Genomic DNA, 16,038 nt, shown 5'->3' with positions numbered 1-16,038 from the left:
GGCAGCGTAGGTAGGGCCTTTGCCCAGAACAAGAAATGCGCCGGGGAAACGTCATCGGGGGTTCGTATGGCTGGTATGCGCCTCAGGTGCGCAGCCGCACCGGGAGGGCCTGGACACTGTTGCCGACGAACCCGGAGAGCGGGGCGAGGCCGTCCTCGGGCCCGGCGAGGTCCAGGGCGGGGAAGCGGTCGAAGAGCCGCTCCAGGGCGACCGTGGCCTCCAGCCGGGCCAGCGGGGCGCCCAGACAGTAGTGGGCGCCGTGGCCCAGGGAGAGGTGACGTACGGCGTCGGGGCGGGCCGGCCGGGTGACATCGAACCGGTCGGCGTCGGGGCCGTGCGCGGCCGGATCACGGCCGGCGGCGGAGTAGCCGGCCAGGACGGGCGTGCCCGCGGGGATCGTCGTGCCGTCCACGGTCAGGTCCCGCACCGGATAGCGGAACGGGAAGAAGCTGACCGGCGCGTCCCAGCGCAGCGTCTCCTCCACCACGTCCGCCCAGCTCGCGTCCCCCTTCCGGACCAGGTCGAGCTGGTCGCGGTGGCCGCACAGGGCGCGCACGGCGTTGGTGATCAGATTGAGGGTGGTCTCGTGGCCCGCGATGATCATCAGCACCAGGGTGCCGATCAGCTCCTCCTGGCCGAGCCGGTCGCCGTCCTCGTCCCGGGCGGCGATCAGGGCGCTGGTGAGGTCGTCGCCGGGACGCTCGGCCCGTGCGGCGGCGACGGCGGCGAGCACCGCGACCAGCTCCCGGTTGGCGGCGACGGCCTCGGCCGGTGCGATGTCGGTGCTCACGACCTGGCTGGACAGATGGTGCAGCCGGTGCCGGAACTCGGCGTCCACGCCCAGGAGTTCGCAGATCACCTCCATGGGCAGCGGCAGCGCGAAGTGCCGCCGCAGGTCGGCGACGCCGTCGCCCTCGGCCGCGGCCCGCTCCAGCGCGTCGAGCAGCGAGGCGGTCAACTCCTCGATCCATGACCGCAGTTGTTCCACCCGGCGGGGCGTGAACGCCCGGCTGACCAGTCCGCGCAGTCTGCGGTGGTCGGCCCCGTCGGTGGTGGTCATGCCCCGTACCGTGGCGAAGGTCAGCAGCGGCCAGCCAACGGGGATCCGGCCCTCCGCCAGTTCGGTGAAGTGCCGTGCGTTCTTGGCGACTTCGGGATGCTGGAGGAAGTCCCTGAGCGTCTCGTGACCGAGGACGGCCATGCCCTCGACACCGCCGGGCAGCACGACCGGCGCCACGGCTCCGCGGGCCAGCAGCCGGGCGTTGTCGGCATGCGGACAGCCGGTGGCGGGGTACAGGCGGTGCGGCACGGACGGGGTCTCCACCGGGGCTCCTGACGGACGGCCGTACGACGCGGACACGGCCGATCGTAGGCGCCCGGGTGCCCCCGGGGCGGGAATATCCGTGACCGGTGCCATGTTGACGATCCCGGAACGCTGGGTATAGTGCGATCAGCACGTGTGGCCGCCCCACTGTTGGGCGCCGTGCCCGTTCCACCTCCTCCAGCCGCACCGCCCGTCGGTTCCCGACCGGCCCACCGGCTTCTCAGCACCACCTCGTGACCAGGGCTTCTCCGCCGTCGCCGAGGTGTCGTTCCCGCCGCACGGAGGCATGCGCACCCGCCCTCCCGCTCGCGGCCCACTCCCCCCTTCTCTGCTGACTTCCGTCCTCGAAAGGACCACCTCTCATGACCACCACACTCGAACCTCCCGTACGGCAGCAGGCCCAGAACGCCGCCCCTCCCGTCACCGGTGTCCTCGACATCGACGCGAGCGGGAAGGGGCAGCTGCGGGCCCCGAGCTGCCTGACCTCCCCCGCCGACCCGCAGGTCCCCGCCGCGCTGATCCGCCGTCACGGCCTGCGCAAGGGCGACCTCGTCGAGGGCGTCCGGGGCAACCAGCGCGCGCTGACCGAGGTCACGCGCGTCAACGGCCGTACGCCCGAAGAGCTGCGCGGCCGCCGTCAGTTCCGTGAGCTGACCCCGCTGCACCCGCACGAGCGGATCCGCCTGGAACACCCGGCCGCCGGGCTCGCCGGGCGGGTCGCCGACCTGTTCGCGCCGGTCGGCAAGGGGCAGCGCGGGCTGATCGTGGCCCCGCCGAAGACCGGCAAGACCGTACTGCTCCAGCAGCTGGCGGCCGCCGTCGCCGGCAACCACCCGGAGTGCCATCTGATGGTGCTGCTGCTCGACGAGCGCCCCGAGGAGGTCACCGACATGCGGCGCTCCGTGCAGGGCGAGGTGTACGCCTCGACCTTCGACCGGCCCGCCAAGGAGCACATCGCGCTCGCCGAACTCGTCGTCGAGCGCGCCAAGCGGCTCGTCGAGGAGGGCCAGGACGTCGTCATCCTCCTGGACTCCCTGACCCGGCTGTGCCGGGCCCACAACAACGCGGCCGCCTCCAACGGCCGCACCCTCAGCGGCGGTGTCGACGCCGGCGCTCTGCTCGGCCCGAAGCGGTTCTTCGGGGCCGCCCGCAAGGCCGAGGAGGGCGGCTCGCTCACCATCCTGGCCACCGTCCTGGTGGACACCGGCTCCCGGGCCGACGGCTACTTCTTCGAGGAGCTGAAGAGCACCGGCAACATGGAGCTGCGGCTGGACCGCGAGCTGGCCTCCCGGCGGGTCTTCCCGGCTCTGGACATCGCCCCCTCCGGCACCCGCCGCGAGGAACTCCTGCTCACCCCGGCCGAGTTGACCGCCGTACGCGGGCTGCGCCGGGCCCTGCAGAGCCGGGAGGGCACCCCGAGCGGGCTGGAGACGCTCCTGGAGCGGATTCGCGAGACCCCGGACAACGCCAGCTTCCTGCGCCGGGTCCAGCCGACCCTGCCCGCGGGCTGACAGGCTGACGGAACGACGGTCTGACGTATCGACGGACCGACGGACCGGCGGACCGGCGGGCGAGCCGTGCGTGCGGCATCCGGGTTGCTCAAGACGCCCGTCCGGCCCAGGCCGCGCGCCGTCCAGCGCCCACCTTCCTACGTTGATCATATGAATATCGGATTCCCTGACCGCTTCTCTCGCCGAGTGACGGTGTCGACCTGCGCCCTCTGTGTGGCGGGCCTGCTGGCCCTGACGCCCGGCACGGCGGCCGCCGGCACCAGGGCACTGGACCCGGCCCCGCCGCCGAGGGCGGTGGTGCCGGGTCCGGCACTGCTCTACCGCTCCGGCGCCCAGGTGCGTCCGCACGTCGGGGCCCCCGGACTGCCGGACGTCTCCGCGCTCTCCTGGGTGGTCGCCGACGCCGACAGCGGCCAGGTGCTGGCGGCGAACGGGGCGCATCTCGGACTGCCGCCGGCCAGCACGCTGAAGACCCTGTTCGCGCTCACCGTGATGCCCACCCTGCCCCCTGGTCTCAAGCACCGGGTGACCCACGCGGAGCTGGCGGACGTCGGCGAGGGCAGCAGCCTGGTCGGTGTCGAGGAGGGGCACACCTACCAGGTGTCCGATCTGTGGCGCGGGGTCTTCCTCAGCTCCGGCAACGACGCCGTGCACGTGCTGGCCGCGCTCGACGGCGGCTGGAACCGCACCGTCACCCGGATGCAGGCCAAGGCCCGCTCCCTGGGCGCCCTGGACACCCATGTCGAGTCCCCCGACGGCTACGACGCACCCGGGCAGGTCTCCTCGGCGTACGACCTCGCGGTGTTCGGCCGGGCCGGACTCCACAACCCCGAGTTCGCCGGCTACTGCTCCACCGCCCAGGCCCGCTTCCCGGCCGGCGGCGGCTGGACCTTCGGCATCGAGAACACCAACCGGCTGCTGACCGGCGAGGACGGGGTGGCCCGCTACCCCGGCCTGATCGGCATCAAGAACGGCTACACCAGCAACGCCGGCAACACCCTCGTCGCCGCCGCCCGGCGGGGCGGGCGCACCCTCCTCGTGACGGTGATGAACCCCCAGGACGGCGGCGTGTACGACGAGGCCCGTCAGCTGCTCGACTGGGGTTTCGAGGCGGCCGGGCGGGTCGATCCGGTGGGCTCGCTGGACGCCCTGCGGCCGGCCCCGCGACCGGGACCGAGCACCGTGCCGATCGCGGCCGCCGCGGCACCGGAGGACGACTCCGTCTGGTCGGACACCGCCATCGCCGCGGCCTTCGCCGGTCTCGGGGTGGGCGCGGTGACCCTGGCGATGCGGCTCAAGGGCGAACGCTCGGACAGGTCGGACCCCTCCGACCCGCCCGGCCGGGACTGACCCACCGGCAGCCCGAACAGCAGACCCAGCGTGATCCAGGTGTAGAGGTTGCTGCCGAGGAAACCGTCGATGCCGGACGCGTCGTCGAACCACAGCCACACCACGCTGGTGCACATCACCGCGTACAGCGCGCCCGCGATCCGCGGGTACCCCGCACGGGCCAGCAGCGCGAACGAGGGCAGCACCCACACCAGGTGGTGCACCCAGGTGATCGGGCTGACCAGGCAGGCGGCGAGACCGGTGAGCGCGAACGCGGCCGTCCAGTCGCCGGCCGTCACGGCCCGGCGGGTCCGCCACGCCCACACGGCCAGGGTGAGCAGCACGACGATCGCCCACAACGGCTTGTCCGGATGGCCGAGCCGGGCCAGGACACCCTGCAGCGACTGGTTCGACACATAGTCGAGCCGGCCGACCCGGCTGGTGTCCCAGAGCGCCTGCGTCCAGTAGAACCGGGACGCCTTCGGATCGGTCCAGGCAGCCAGCCCGGTCGCCGCGAGCGCCACGGCCGTGGCGACCCCCGCCGCACGCCACCTGCGGCCGATCAGCAGCATGGCGATGAACAGCGCCGGGGTGAGCTTGATCGCAGCGGCGAGCCCGATCCCGACCCCGGCCCAGCGGCCCCGGCCGCTGCGCAGCAGGCAGCAGTCGCCGAGCACCAGGGCGAGCAGTATCAGGTTCACCTGGCCGAAGCTGAAGGTGTCCCGCAGCGGCTCGAACAGGGCCAGCGCGCACAGTGCCAGCGCCCACCGGTACCAGCCCCAGCGCCGCCAGCCCGGCCCGGCCAGGATGCGCAGCACGAACGCCAGCGCGGTCAGGTTGACGAGCAGCGAGGCCGCGATGGCCAGCGGCAGCCCCACCAGCGCCATGGGCAGCATGCCGACGGCGGCGAACGGCGGATAGGTGAAGCCGTACTCCGTCCCCGGCACCCGGTAGTCGTAGATCCGGCCGCCGTGGTGCACCCAGGTGTGCACGGTCCCGTAGTAGACCCGTAGGTCGAACCAGTCGCGCAGCAGCGGCACGGTGGCCGTGAACACGGTCACGGCGGCGACGAGGGCCAGGACGAGCAGCAGCCTCCCCCGCACGGTCTGCGGTCCTCTCATGCCGTACGTCCCACGACCGGGGCCTGCGCCGCCTGGTGGGCCTGCCACAGCACGACCACACCGAGCACCCCACCGGAGACGGCGAGGACCAGCTGGCCCACGTCGGCGGGGCCGCCGCTGGGCAGCACGGCGAGCGCGAGCACTCCGGTGACCGCGGCCACCCGGTGCCGTACCGAGGTGCTGGGCGCCGCCGCCGCTATCAGGAACAGGCCCCAGATCGCGTACCAGGGCCGGATCGCGGGCCCGAAGGCGGCGACCGCGGCCAGGCTCAGGCCGAGCGCGTAGACCGGGCGGGGCCGCAGCCGGACCCATATCAGCAGCACGGTCACCGCGGTCAGCGCCATCCCGAGCAGGTGCCAGGCGGGCACGGCCAGTGGTGCCAGGTCGCTGCCGAGGTGTTCGAGGAGCGCGCGGGTGGCCCGGCCCAGCAGGCTGCTGAGCGCCCAGTTGTGCGCCGAGACGGGCGTGTCCAGCGCCCTTATCCATCCGTACCCCGTGCCCGCGACGGCGGTCGCCACCACCGTGGTGACCCCGGAGGCCGCGGCCGTCAGCAGGGTGGCACGTACCGGGCTGCGGCCCCTGCGCGCCTGTACGACGACGATCGCCAGCAGTCCGAGCGCGGCGGGCGCCTTCACCAGCGCCGCGAGCGTGACCAGCACGGCCCCCAGGACCGGCCAGCGGCCGAGCGCCGCGACCAGGCCGAGGCCGAGCAGACCGAGCATGATCGCGTCGTTGTGGGCGCCCGCGACCAGGTGCAGCAGCACCAGCGGGTTGAGGGCGCCCAGCCAGAGCGCGGCGGCCGGGTCGGCGCCGCTGTGCCGGGCCAGCCGGGGCAGCGCGACCGCCATCAGGCCGACGCCGAGCAGGGCGACCAGCCGCATCCCGAAGAGCCCGGCCGGGAGTTCGCCCCGGGTCAGCCCGGACAGCAGCGAGGCCACGCCCATGAACGCGGGACCGTACGGGGCGGCGGTGTTCTGCCACACCGGCGCCACCTCGTCGGCCAGCGGGCCGCCGAGCTGGGCGGGGCCCGAGGTGTAGACGTCCATGTGCGCGTCGACCATCGCACCCTGCGCCAGGTAGCTGTATACGTCCCGGCTGAACAACGGCGGCGCGAGCAGCAGCGGGGCCGCCCACACGACGAGCACCAGCATCAGCTGGCGCGGGGTGGGCGGGGCGCCGCTGCGCACGAGGCGGCCGAGCAGCAGCCACGCGGCGATCAGCAGGACGACGCCGAAGTAGACCCCGACCAGGCCGAACGCCGCCTGTACCGAGCTGGGTGCGAGCAGATCCTCCACGGGTAGGGCGCCGGCAGTCTCACCTCCCAGCGCCAGGAAGGCGGTGCCGGCCAGGCCGAGAACCTGGCAGCGGCGTAGATCGACGGGAAAAGCCATGGCCAACACTGGGTCAGCGTGTCAATGGTGGGTGGCCGGAAAGCGACGGGGTGTTTTCCTGCGAGAGACCTGGCTGTGACTGGCCAGTGGGTCGGGGGTGGGTGCGGGTCCGGTGGGGGCTGGTCGCGCCCACGCGGCGGAGCCGCATATCGATACAGCCCCGGGGCCCCGCCGGGGGGGGGCGCCCCCCCCCCCCCCCCGGGGGCGGGGGGGGGGGCGCCCCCCCGCGCGCCCCCCCCCCCCCGCCCCGCGCCCCCCCCCCCCGCCCCCCCCCCCCCCGGGTCCGGTGGGGGCTGGTCGCGCCCACGCGGCGGAGCCGCATATCGATACAGCCCCGCGCCCCTTCGGGGCGCTAGAACACCGACAGGCCTGTCAAAGTGGTGAAGCGATCCAGCGCCGCGACTCCCGCCACCGAGTTGCCCCGTTCGTCCAGGCCCGGGCTCCACACGCACAACGCACAACGCCCCGGCACTACCGCGATGATCCCACCCCCGACCCCGCTCTTCCCGGGCAGGCCCACCCGGTAGGCGAAGTCGCCCGCCGCGTCGTACGTGCCGCAGGTCAGCATCACGGCGTTGACCTGTTTCGCCTGGCTCTGGGTGAGCAGGCGGGTGCCGTCGGCGCGGATGCCGTGGCGGGCGAGGAAGGTGGTGGCGAGGGCGAGGTCGGCGCAGGAGGCGGCGACGGAGCACTGGCGGAAGTACTGGTCGAGGAGGACCGGGACCTCGTTGTCGATGTTGCCGTAGGAGGCCATGAAGTGGGCCAGCGCGGCGTTGCGGTCGCCGTGCTGGGACTCGGAGGCGGCCACCTCCCGGTCGAAGTCCAGGCCGGCGTTGCCGCTTTCGGCGCGCAGGAAGGCCAGTAGTTCGCCGGCCGCGTCCGAGGTACGGGTGTGCAGCCGGTCGGTGACGACGAGGGCGCCCGCGTTGATGAAGGGGTTGCGCGGGATGCCCTGCTCGTACTCCAGCTGGACCAGGGAGTTGAAGGGGTTGCCGGAGGGCTCGCGGCCGACGTGCTCCCAGAGTTCGTCGCCCTCGCGGGCGAGGTCCAGGGCGAGGGTGAAGACCTTGGTGAGGGACTGCGCGGAGAACGGCTGCCGCCACTCCCCCACGCCGTAGACCGTGCCGTCGAGCTCGGCGACCGCCATGCCGAAGCTGCGCGGGTCGCACGCGGCGAGTGCCGGGATGTAGTCGGCGGGACGGCCGCGCCCGGGCGTGCGGCCTATCTCCTCGGCGATGCGCTCCAGGACCGGCAGGAAGGCGGGCGACGACGTCACTGTCATGATCACTATTGTGCCTCCGTGCCGGTCCTGGTGCGTACGCGCAGGTCAGGCGAGGGGCGATCCGCTGCCGGCGACGACCTCGGGACGCAGCAGGTCGGCGAGCCGCTCGGCGGGCAGCAGGCCCTTCTCCAGGACGAGTTCGGCCACCCCGCGGCCGGTGGCGAGGGCCTCCTTGGCGATGTCGGTGGCCGCCGTGTACCCGATGTGCGGGTTGAGCGCGGTGACCAGGCCGATGGAGTTCTCGACGGTGGCCCGCAGCACCTCGGTGTTGGCGGTGATGCCGTCCACGCAGCGCTCGGCCAGGGTCAGGCAGGCGCTTTGCAGGTGCGTGATGCTCTCCGACAGGGAGTGCAGGATGATCGGCTCGAACGCGTTCAGCTGGAGCTGTCCGGCCTCGGCGGCCATGGTGATGGCGACGTCGTTGCCGATGACCTCGAAGGCGACCTGGTTGACCACCTCGGGGATGACCGGGTTGACCTTGCCGGGCATGATCGACGAACCGGCCTGCACGGGCGGCAGGTTGATCTCGCCGAGCCCGGCCCGCGGCCCGGAGGACAGCAGCCGCAGGTCGTTGCAGCTCTTGCTCAGCTTGACCGCGATCCGCTTGAGCACGCCCGACATCTGGACGAACGCACCGCAGTCCTGGGTCGCCTCCACCAGGTTGGCGGCGGTGACCAGGGGCAGCCCGGTGATCTCGGCGAGGTGCCGGCGCGCCGACTCGGCGTATCCTGCGGGCGCGTTGAGCCCGGTTCCGATCGCCGTGGCGCCGAGGTTGATCTCGTGGATCAGCTCGGCGGCCTCGGCGAGCCGGCTCCGGTCCTCGTCCAGCATCACGGCGAAGGTCGAGAACTCCTGCCCGAGCGTCATGGGCACCGCGTCCTGCAACTGCGTACGGCCCATCTTCAGCACGTCACGGAACTCGACGGCCTTGCGCCCGAAGGAGTCCTGCAGCACCGCCATCGCCCTGAGCAGCCCGCGCACCGCGAAGACGGTCGCGACCTTGACGGCGGTCGGGTACACGTCGTTGGTGGACTGGCCGAGGTTGACGTCCTCGTTGGGGTGCAGGTATCGGTACTCGCCCTTCGCGTGCCCCATCAACTCCAGGGCTCGGTTGGCGACGACCTCGTTGGCATTCATGTTCGTGGACGTCCCGGCACCCCCCTGGATGACGTCGACCACGAACTGGTCGTGCAGCTTGCCGCCCCGGATCTCGCGGCAGGCGGCGACGATCGCGGCAGCCTTCTCGGGCGCCAGCAGCCCCAGTTCCTCGTTGGCGAGGGCAGCGGCCTCCTTGACGGCGGCGAGCGCTTCGATCAGATGCGGGTACGCGGAGATCGGCGTACCGGTGATCGGGAAGTTCTCGGTGGCACGCAGGCTGTGCACACCCCAGTAGGCATCGGCGGGCACATCACGATCGCCGAGCAGATCGTGTTCGCTACGAACAGTCATGGGTCCTGTTCCAAAAGAGTGAGGGTGAAGCGCCCCCTCAGGGGCGCGGGGAACTGCGCGACCAGCCACAACCGGCCCGCAGCCGCCGAACTACAAGTCCACGCAGACGACTAGGCGCAAGCCGAAACAGCAACCGGCTCCAGTGAGCGGACGGGCCGCACACGCCCGACCTCCCGCCCCCCACCGAGCAGCGCCTCCCCGGCGAACTCGGTGAGCAGTTCCTGAGGGACCCCGGCCCGCGCCAACGCCGCCGCGGCCACCGGCACCCGCGCCCGGTTCGCCCCGTCCGCGATCTTCACGGCGACGGCCCGCCCGTCCGGCAGCGCAGCCACCTCGACGCCCTCGAAGCCGTCCTTGGCCAGCAGCCCCGGCACGGCCGCCATCAGTGCGGCCACGTCCCGCCCCGCCCCGGACGCCATCTCCGCGTGCTCCCGCATCGCGTCGGCGACCCGTGCCTCGGGCGTACCCGGCACGGCGGCGGCGATCCGCGACACCGCGCGGGCCAGCCCGTGCAGGGAGATGGAGAACAGCGGAGCGCCGCAGCCGTCCACCGTCGTACGGGCGATGCGCTGCCCGGTCAGGTCCTCGACGATCTCGGCGATCGCCTGCTGCAGCGGATGGCCCGGATCGAGATACTCCGCCAGCGACCAGCCGTTCAGCTTCGCGGTCCACAGCATCGCCGCGTGCTTGCCGGAGCAGTTCTGGGCGAGTCGCGACGGCCCCCGGCCCTCGCGGATCCAGGTGTCGCGCACGCCGGGGTCGTACGGCATGTCGGGGACGTTGCGCAGGTCGTCCTCCGTCAGTCCGGCGAGGCCGAGGATGCGCCGGGTTCCGGCGAGGTGCCGCTCCTCGCCGGAGTGGCTGGCGGCGGCCAGCGAGAGCAGGTCGCCGTCGAGGGGCAGCCCGGCCCGCAGCATGGCGACGGCCTGGACGGGCTTGAGGGCCGAGCGCGGGTAGAACGCGGCCTCGATGTCGCCGAGCTGGAACTGGACCTCTCCGTCGGCGCCGAGGACGACGACGGAACCGTAGTGGATGCCCTCGACGACCCCGTCGCGGATGAGGTGGGCGACGGGGGCGTGGAGGGGTTCACGGACGATGGGTGCGTCCGCGGGGGAACTGCTGTACATCACTGCCTGGTCTCGGGTGAGGTGGGAGGGACCGTTACGCGGTTCACGCGTCGGTTCCGGCGGACGGGCGCGCCGCGCGCCGGCGGATGGCGTACCAGCCGGCGACGAGCGCTGCGACGATCAGCGGCACACAGAGCACGGTGGTGCGTCCGGCGCCGCCGTCGGCGTACATCAGGACCAGGACGGAGGCGAGGAACGCCAGCGTCACGATCTCGGTCCAGGGGGAGCCCGGCAGTCGGTAGCCGGGACGGATGAGTTCGCCGTTCTGGGTCTTTCGCCAGAAGAGCAGGTGGCAGAGCATGATCATGCCCCAGGTGGAGATGATGCCGATCGCCGCGAAGTTGAGGACGATCTCGAACGCGTCGGCGGGGACGACGAAGTTGAGGCCCACGCCGAGGACACAGATACCGCTGGTGAGCAGAATCCCGCCGTACGGCACCTGGGTGCGGCTCATCTTCGCGGTGAACTTCGGGGCGGAGCCGTTGACGGCCATGGAGCGCAGGATGCGGCCGGTCGAGTAGAGGCCGGAGTTGAGCGAGGACATGGCCGCGGTGAGGACGACGAGGTTCATCACGCCGCCGGCCGCCGGGACGCCGATGTGCGAGAGCACGGTGACGAAGGGGCTCTGGCCCGCCGTGTACTTGTTCCAGGGCAGCAGCATCGAGAGCAGGACGACCGAGCCGACGTAGAACAGGCCCACGCGCCACATGATCGAGTTGATCGCCTTCGGCATGATCTTCTCGGGGTTCTCGGTCTCGCCGGCGGCGACGCCGACCAGTTCGACCGAGGCGTAGGCGAAGACGACGCCCTGGATGATCAGCAGCATGGGCAGCAGGCCGTTGGGGAAGACGCCGCCGTTGTCGGTGATGAGGGACGGGCCGGGGGTGGCGCCGTCGACCGGGTGCTGGGTGACCAGGAGGAAGATGCCGATGACCATGAAGATCACCAGGGCGCTGACCTTGACGATCGCGAACCAGAACTCCAGTTCGCCGAAGATCTTCACCGAGATCAGGTTCACGGTGAGGACCACGGCCAGGGCTATCAGGGCGATCACCCACTGCGGGATGTCGGAGAACATCCCCCAGTAGTGGGTGTAGGTGGCGACCGCGGTGATGTCGGCGATGCCGGTGGTCGCCCAGTTCAGGAAGTACATCCAGCCCGCGGTGTAGGCGCCCTTCTCGCCCAGGAACTCACGGGCGTACGAGACGAAGGCGCCGGAGGACGGGCGGTACAGGACGAGTTCGCCGAGGGCGCGGACGACGAGGAACGCGAAGACGCCGCAGACCGCGTACGCGACGAAGAGGGAGGGGCCGGCGTCGGCGAGGCGGCCGCCGGCGCCGAGGAAGAGGCCGGTGCCGATGGCGCCGCCGATGGCGATCATGTTGACGTGCCGGTGCTTCAGCGACTTGCTGTAGCCGTGGTCCCCGGCGTCGACGTGACGGGACGAGGGGCGCGTCTCGTCTTTGAGGTGCTGTTCGCTCACGCCTCGGTTCCGCCTTCCTGGTGCTGGTCCGTGCGCGCGGGGCGCACGATGTGGGTGAGGGTCGTCTCGACGCGGTCGAGGTGGTGGCTCATGGCCTCCACGGCGTCGGGTTCGGAACCGTCGATCAGCGCTTCGACGATGGCCCGGTGCTCCCGGTTTGACTGCTCCCGGCGGCCGCCCAGCTCGTTGAGGAAGGCCGACTGACGCGCCAGTGCGTCCCGGATCTCCTCGATGACCCGGCGGAAGACCGGGTTCTGGGCGGCCTCGGCCACGGCGAGGTGGAAGAGGGTGTCCATCGCGACCCACGCGGTGGTGTCCGTCTCCCGCTCCATGCGGTCGAGCAGATGGGCCAGGTGGTCCAGGTTCTCGGGGCTGCGGCGCAGCGCCGCGTACCCGGCGACCGGGATCTCGATGTGCCGGCGGACTTCGAGCAGGTCGCTCGCCGCGTAGTCGCCGAAGGTGGGGTCCTCGACGGCGCTGGCCACGACGAAGGTGCCCTTGCCGGTCTTGGAGACGGTCAGGCCCATCGTCTGCAGGGCCCGCAGGGCCTCGCGCAGGACGGGCCTGCTGACCTCCAGGGTGCGGCAGAGCTCCGCCTCGGAGGGGAGCTTGTCGCCGATCGCGTACGCGCCGCGCTCGATGGCACCGCGCAGGTGCGCCAGCACCGCCTCCATGGCGCTCACGCGTCGCGGGGGCTGTCCGGCTGTCGGGCTGTCTGACAGGTTCACGGGTGAGATGTTCCGGGTTGCGGGACGAGGCTGTCAAGGTGTCGCGAAAGGAAACATTCACGGGGTGCGACACCTGAATGCGCAGGCGTCACACCCCGTGGCGGAGCGGTGACTCGTGGAACCGGTGAATCGGTCAGGCGTTGATGGTGCCCGTGGCGAGGAGGCCGAAGAGCGCCAGGCCGATCACGATCCGGTAGATCACGAACGCGTTGAAGGAGTGCTTGGCGACGAACTTCAGCAGCCAGGCGATGGAGGCGTAGGCGACCACGAAGGAGACGATCGTGCCGACGGCGAGCGGGGCGGCGCCCACGCCCGCGCCCAGGGCGTCCTTGAGCTCGTAGATGCCCGCGCCGGTCAGGGCCGGGATGCCGAGGAAGAAGGAGAGGCGGGTGGCGGCGACGCGGTCCAGGTCGAGGATGAGCGCGGTGGACATGGTGGCGCCGGAGCGGGAGAAGCCCGGGAAGAGCAGGGCGAGGATCTGCGAGCAGCCGACCAGCATCGCGTCCTTGAAGGAGGTGTCGTCCTCACCGCGCTTGTGGCGGCCCATCTGGTCGGCCGCCCACATCACACCGGAGCCGACGATCAGCGAGCCGCCGACCACCCACAGGGAGCCGAGCGCGCCGTCGATGAGCGGCTTGGCGGCGAGACCGACCAGGACGATCGGGACGGTCGCGGCGATCACCCACCAGGCGAACTTGTAGTCGTGGTGGTAGCGCTCTTCCTTGTTGGTCAGACCGCGGAACCAGGCGGAGACGATGCGCTTGATGTCCTTGAAGAAGTACACGAGCACGGCGGCGATGGCGCCGACCTGGATGACGGCGGAGAATCCGACGACGGACTGGTCGTCGACGGGGATGTTCATGAGCCCCTCGGTGATCTTGAGGTGGCCGGTGGAGGACACCGGGAGGAACTCGGTCACCCCCTCGACTACCCCGAGGATGGCGGCCTGGCCGACAGAGATGGCGCTCATGGGATCCAGTTCTGCAGAGTTTGGTCGACAGTGCTGTAGACAGTCTTACAGCGCGGAGGTGTGAAGCAAGTCCTAGGACCAGACCGCCCGGGCGATCGCCACCCCGGCGAAGGCCGCCCCGAGCCCCGACACGAGGCTCGCGACGACGTTGGCGGCAGCGTAGAGCCCGGCGCCGGTCTCGGTCAGCCGGAGGGTCTCGTACGAGAACGTCGAGTAGGTCGTCAGCGCCCCGCACAGCCCGGTGCCCAGCAACAGCTGGAGATGCGGGCCCGCCGTGCCCGCCGAGGCCGCGCCGGCGAGCAGGCCCAGGATCAGGCAGCCGGTGACGTTGACCACGAAGGTGCCCCAGGGGAAGACGGAGTCGTGCCTGGCCTGGACGGCGCGGTCGGTGAGATAGCGCAGCGGAGCACCCACGACGGCGCCGGCTACGACCAACAGCCAGTTCACAACGACTTCTTACCTTCCGTGTCCGTTTTGCCCGTGTCGTCCGTGCGGCCGACGTACCGGATGACCTCGCAGTCGTCCAGCGTGACGAGCCCCTCGGTCACCAGTTCGTCGAGCTGCGGCAGGAACGCCCGGACCCGCTCCTCGGTGTCCACGATCACGACCGCGACCGGCAGGTCCTCGCTCAGGGACAGCAGCCGGGAGGTGTGGATGCGGGAGGAGGCGCCGAAGCCCTCGATGCCCCGGAACACGCTGGCGCCCGCGAGGCCCGCCCGGTGGGCGCGGTGCACGATCTCCGTGTAGAGGGGCTTGTGGTGCCAGCTGTCGTCCTCGCCGATGTGGACGGTCAGCCGCAGGGCGCGGCCGGTCAGTCTGGTCATCGCTGCCTCCGGGTGAGGACGCGGCGGGTCGCGGCGGCCGCGCACCACACCGCCGCCATGGCCGCGCACAGGGTCGCGGCGAGGTAGGCCAGGCCCGTGGCGGGGCGGCCGTGGTCGACCAGTTTCTGGATGTCGACGGCGTAGGTGGAGAAGGTGGTGAAGCCGCCGAGGACGCCGGTGCCGAAGAACGGGCGGACCAGGCGGTGCGCGGGGAGTCCCTCGGTGATCAGGACCAGGAAGGCGCCGATCACGGCGCAGCCGGTCACATTGGTCCAGAAGGTCGCCCAGGGGAATCCGCCCGCCGCGGTGGGCAGGGCGAGGGCGAGGCCGTAGCGGGCCACGGCGCCGATCGCACCGCCGGCGGCGACCACCGCGACGACCGGCGCCTGGGTGCGCCACTCGGGCCGCCGCCGCGGGCTCGGCTGGACTCGGAGGCTCTCGGCTTCCGGGGCTGTCATCGGTCGTACGTCTCCTGTTCGGCACCGCCCCGACGGGTGCAACAGGGTACCGCCGGGTGTACCCGGCGGTCACTTCGCGGTGGGGGCCGCGCAGACCGCGACGCCGGGCTCCCACACGCTGCCGAGGACCAGCAGGCGCCCGGTGCGGCAGACGCTGGTCGCCATGCGGAAGCCGGAGGGCCGGCGGGCCAGGTGGTGCACGACCCTGCCGTGGTCGTCCAGGGCGACGACGGCGACCGTGCCGGCCGGGCGGTAGGGGGCGTGCACGGCGGCCCGGGCGGCCGCGCGGCGCACGGCGGCCGGGGTGCGGTGGAAGAGGTCCAGCGGGGGGTTGCGCGGTCCGGCCAGGGCGACCCAGGTGAGATCGCCGTCGCGCCAGAGGTTGTCGGGCATGCCGGGGAGCTCGGCGAAGAACTCGGCGCGGCCGGCCCGCGGACCGGTGAGCCAGTACCGGGTCAGGCGGTACGCGCCGGTCTCGGCGACGATCAGGAAGGTGCCGTCGCCGCTGACGGCCAGCCCGTTGGCGAACTGGAGCCCGTCGCAGGCGACTTCGGGCGTACGGGCGCCGGGCGCGAGGCGCAGCAGGCGGCCGGTGCCGCTGTGCTCGACGATGTCGCCGATCCAGTGGTCCAGCGGGAAGCGGCGGCTGGAGACGGTGAAGTAGAGGGTGCCGTCGGGCAGGGCGACCACGTTGCTGGCGAACCGCAGCGGCTCGCCCTCGACCGTGTCGGCGAGGACCTGGACGGCGCCGTCGGCGAGGCCGACGCGCAGCAGCCCGCGCTCCGCGTCGCACACCAGCAGGTCGCCGTCGGGCAGCAGCTCGAGCCCGAGCGGGCGGCCACCGGTCCGGGCGAGCTCCCGGACCCGGGGGGTGTCCGGGTCGCCCAGGCCGTCCAGGCGCAGGATGCGGCCGTCCTCGACGCCGGTGAGGACCCGGCCGTCCGGATCCGTCACCACGTCCTCCGGGCCCCGGCCGCCGATGGCGACGTAGTGGAGGGGGACGAGGCGTGCGGGTCGGTCCATGAGCCCCATGGTGGCAGG

General features: G+C 72.1%; 14 protein-coding genes and 1 pseudogene. 2 read left to right on the top strand and 13 right to left on the bottom strand.

Translation table 11 applies throughout. From position 1 onward, the window contains the following. Positions 1-82: 82 nt before the first annotated feature. Positions 83-1,324, bottom strand: coding sequence for a cytochrome P450 (locus tag ACGFZS_RS33980; RefSeq protein WP_393798310.1), 1,242 nt, complete (start codon positions 1,322-1,324; stop codon positions 83-85). Positions 1,325-1,686: 362 nt separating this feature from the next. Between ACGFZS_RS33980 and rho the strand changes: the two genes are divergently transcribed. Continuing rightward, on the top strand, positions 1,687-2,835 hold the full coding sequence (gene rho, locus ACGFZS_RS33975; RefSeq protein ID WP_393798309.1) for a transcription termination factor Rho: 1,149 nt from the start codon (positions 1,687-1,689) through the stop codon (positions 2,833-2,835). A gap of 150 nt (positions 2,836-2,985) precedes the next feature. After that, positions 2,986-3,831, top strand: a pseudogene (locus ACGFZS_RS33970) (D-alanyl-D-alanine carboxypeptidase family protein); the annotation flags it as partial. Positions 3,832-3,920: 89 nt separating this feature from the next. Here the strand turns inward: ACGFZS_RS33970 and ACGFZS_RS33965 are convergent. From ACGFZS_RS33965 to ACGFZS_RS33910, 12 genes are all read right to left on the bottom strand, one after another. Next, positions 3,921-5,285 (bottom strand): glycosyltransferase family 87 protein, encoded by a 1,365-nt coding sequence (locus ACGFZS_RS33965; protein WP_393798308.1) that lies wholly within the window; start codon positions 5,283-5,285, stop codon positions 3,921-3,923. Beyond that, complete coding sequence (gene mptB, locus ACGFZS_RS33960) at positions 5,282-6,676, bottom strand: polyprenol phosphomannose-dependent alpha 1,6 mannosyltransferase MptB (protein WP_393798307.1); 1,395 nt, start codon at positions 6,674-6,676, stop codon at positions 5,282-5,284. The genes ACGFZS_RS33965 and mptB overlap by 4 nt, the downstream gene beginning before the upstream one ends. Before the next feature lie 352 nt (positions 6,677-7,028). Further along, positions 7,029-7,958, bottom strand: coding sequence for a glutaminase (locus ACGFZS_RS33955; RefSeq protein ID WP_393798306.1), 930 nt, complete (start codon positions 7,956-7,958; stop codon positions 7,029-7,031). 45 nt (positions 7,959-8,003) lie between these two features. Further along, positions 8,004-9,407 carry an aspartate ammonia-lyase gene (gene aspA, locus ACGFZS_RS33950; protein ID WP_393798305.1) on the bottom strand — a complete coding sequence of 468 codons (1,404 nt, stop codon included), beginning with the start codon at positions 9,405-9,407 and terminating at the stop codon, positions 8,004-8,006. Between the two features lie 110 nt (positions 9,408-9,517). Further along, positions 9,518-10,534, bottom strand: coding sequence for an asparaginase (locus tag ACGFZS_RS33945; RefSeq protein ID WP_393798304.1), 1,017 nt, complete (start codon positions 10,532-10,534; stop codon positions 9,518-9,520). A 43-nt stretch (positions 10,535-10,577) separates the two neighbouring features. After that, positions 10,578-12,017 (bottom strand): amino acid permease, encoded by a 1,440-nt coding sequence (locus tag ACGFZS_RS33940; RefSeq protein WP_393798303.1) that lies wholly within the window; start codon positions 12,015-12,017, stop codon positions 10,578-10,580. After that, positions 12,014-12,691: a FadR/GntR family transcriptional regulator gene (locus ACGFZS_RS33935; RefSeq protein ID WP_393798362.1), complete on the bottom strand. Its 678-nt coding sequence runs from the start codon at positions 12,689-12,691 to the stop codon at positions 12,014-12,016. Before ACGFZS_RS33935 ends, ACGFZS_RS33940 begins: the two co-directional genes overlap by 4 nt. A 187-nt stretch (positions 12,692-12,878) precedes the next feature. After that, positions 12,879-13,715 carry an undecaprenyl-diphosphate phosphatase gene (locus ACGFZS_RS33930; RefSeq protein WP_359217391.1) on the bottom strand — a complete coding sequence of 279 codons (837 nt, stop codon included), beginning with the start codon at positions 13,713-13,715 and terminating at the stop codon, positions 12,879-12,881. Between the two features lie 72 nt (positions 13,716-13,787). Further along, the gene (gene crcB, locus ACGFZS_RS33925) at positions 13,788-14,162 is read right to left on the bottom strand and encodes a fluoride efflux transporter CrcB (RefSeq protein WP_393798302.1); all 375 of its coding nucleotides are present in this window, start codon (positions 14,160-14,162) and stop codon (positions 13,788-13,790) included. Further along, positions 14,159-14,539 (bottom strand): DUF190 domain-containing protein, encoded by a 381-nt coding sequence (locus ACGFZS_RS33920; RefSeq protein WP_393798301.1) that lies wholly within the window; start codon positions 14,537-14,539, stop codon positions 14,159-14,161. The genes crcB (ACGFZS_RS33925) and ACGFZS_RS33920 overlap by 4 nt, the downstream gene beginning before the upstream one ends. Continuing rightward, positions 14,536-14,997 carry a fluoride efflux transporter CrcB gene (gene crcB / locus ACGFZS_RS33915; RefSeq protein ID WP_365689040.1) on the bottom strand — a complete coding sequence of 154 codons (462 nt, stop codon included), beginning with the start codon at positions 14,995-14,997 and terminating at the stop codon, positions 14,536-14,538. The genes ACGFZS_RS33920 and crcB (ACGFZS_RS33915) overlap by 4 nt, the downstream gene beginning before the upstream one ends. A 69-nt stretch (positions 14,998-15,066) precedes the next feature. Next, positions 15,067-16,020, bottom strand: coding sequence for an SMP-30/gluconolactonase/LRE family protein (locus ACGFZS_RS33910; protein WP_393798300.1), 954 nt, complete (start codon positions 16,018-16,020; stop codon positions 15,067-15,069). Between the last annotated feature and the right edge of the window lie 18 nt (positions 16,021-16,038).

This window comes from Streptomyces sp. NPDC048288, assembly GCF_043201555.1.
In the GTDB taxonomy this organism is placed as follows: Bacteria; Actinomycetota; Actinomycetes; order Streptomycetales; family Streptomycetaceae; genus Streptomyces.
Note: the sequence above shows the minus strand (reverse complement) of the source record. Positions and strands in the feature narration are given on the sequence as shown.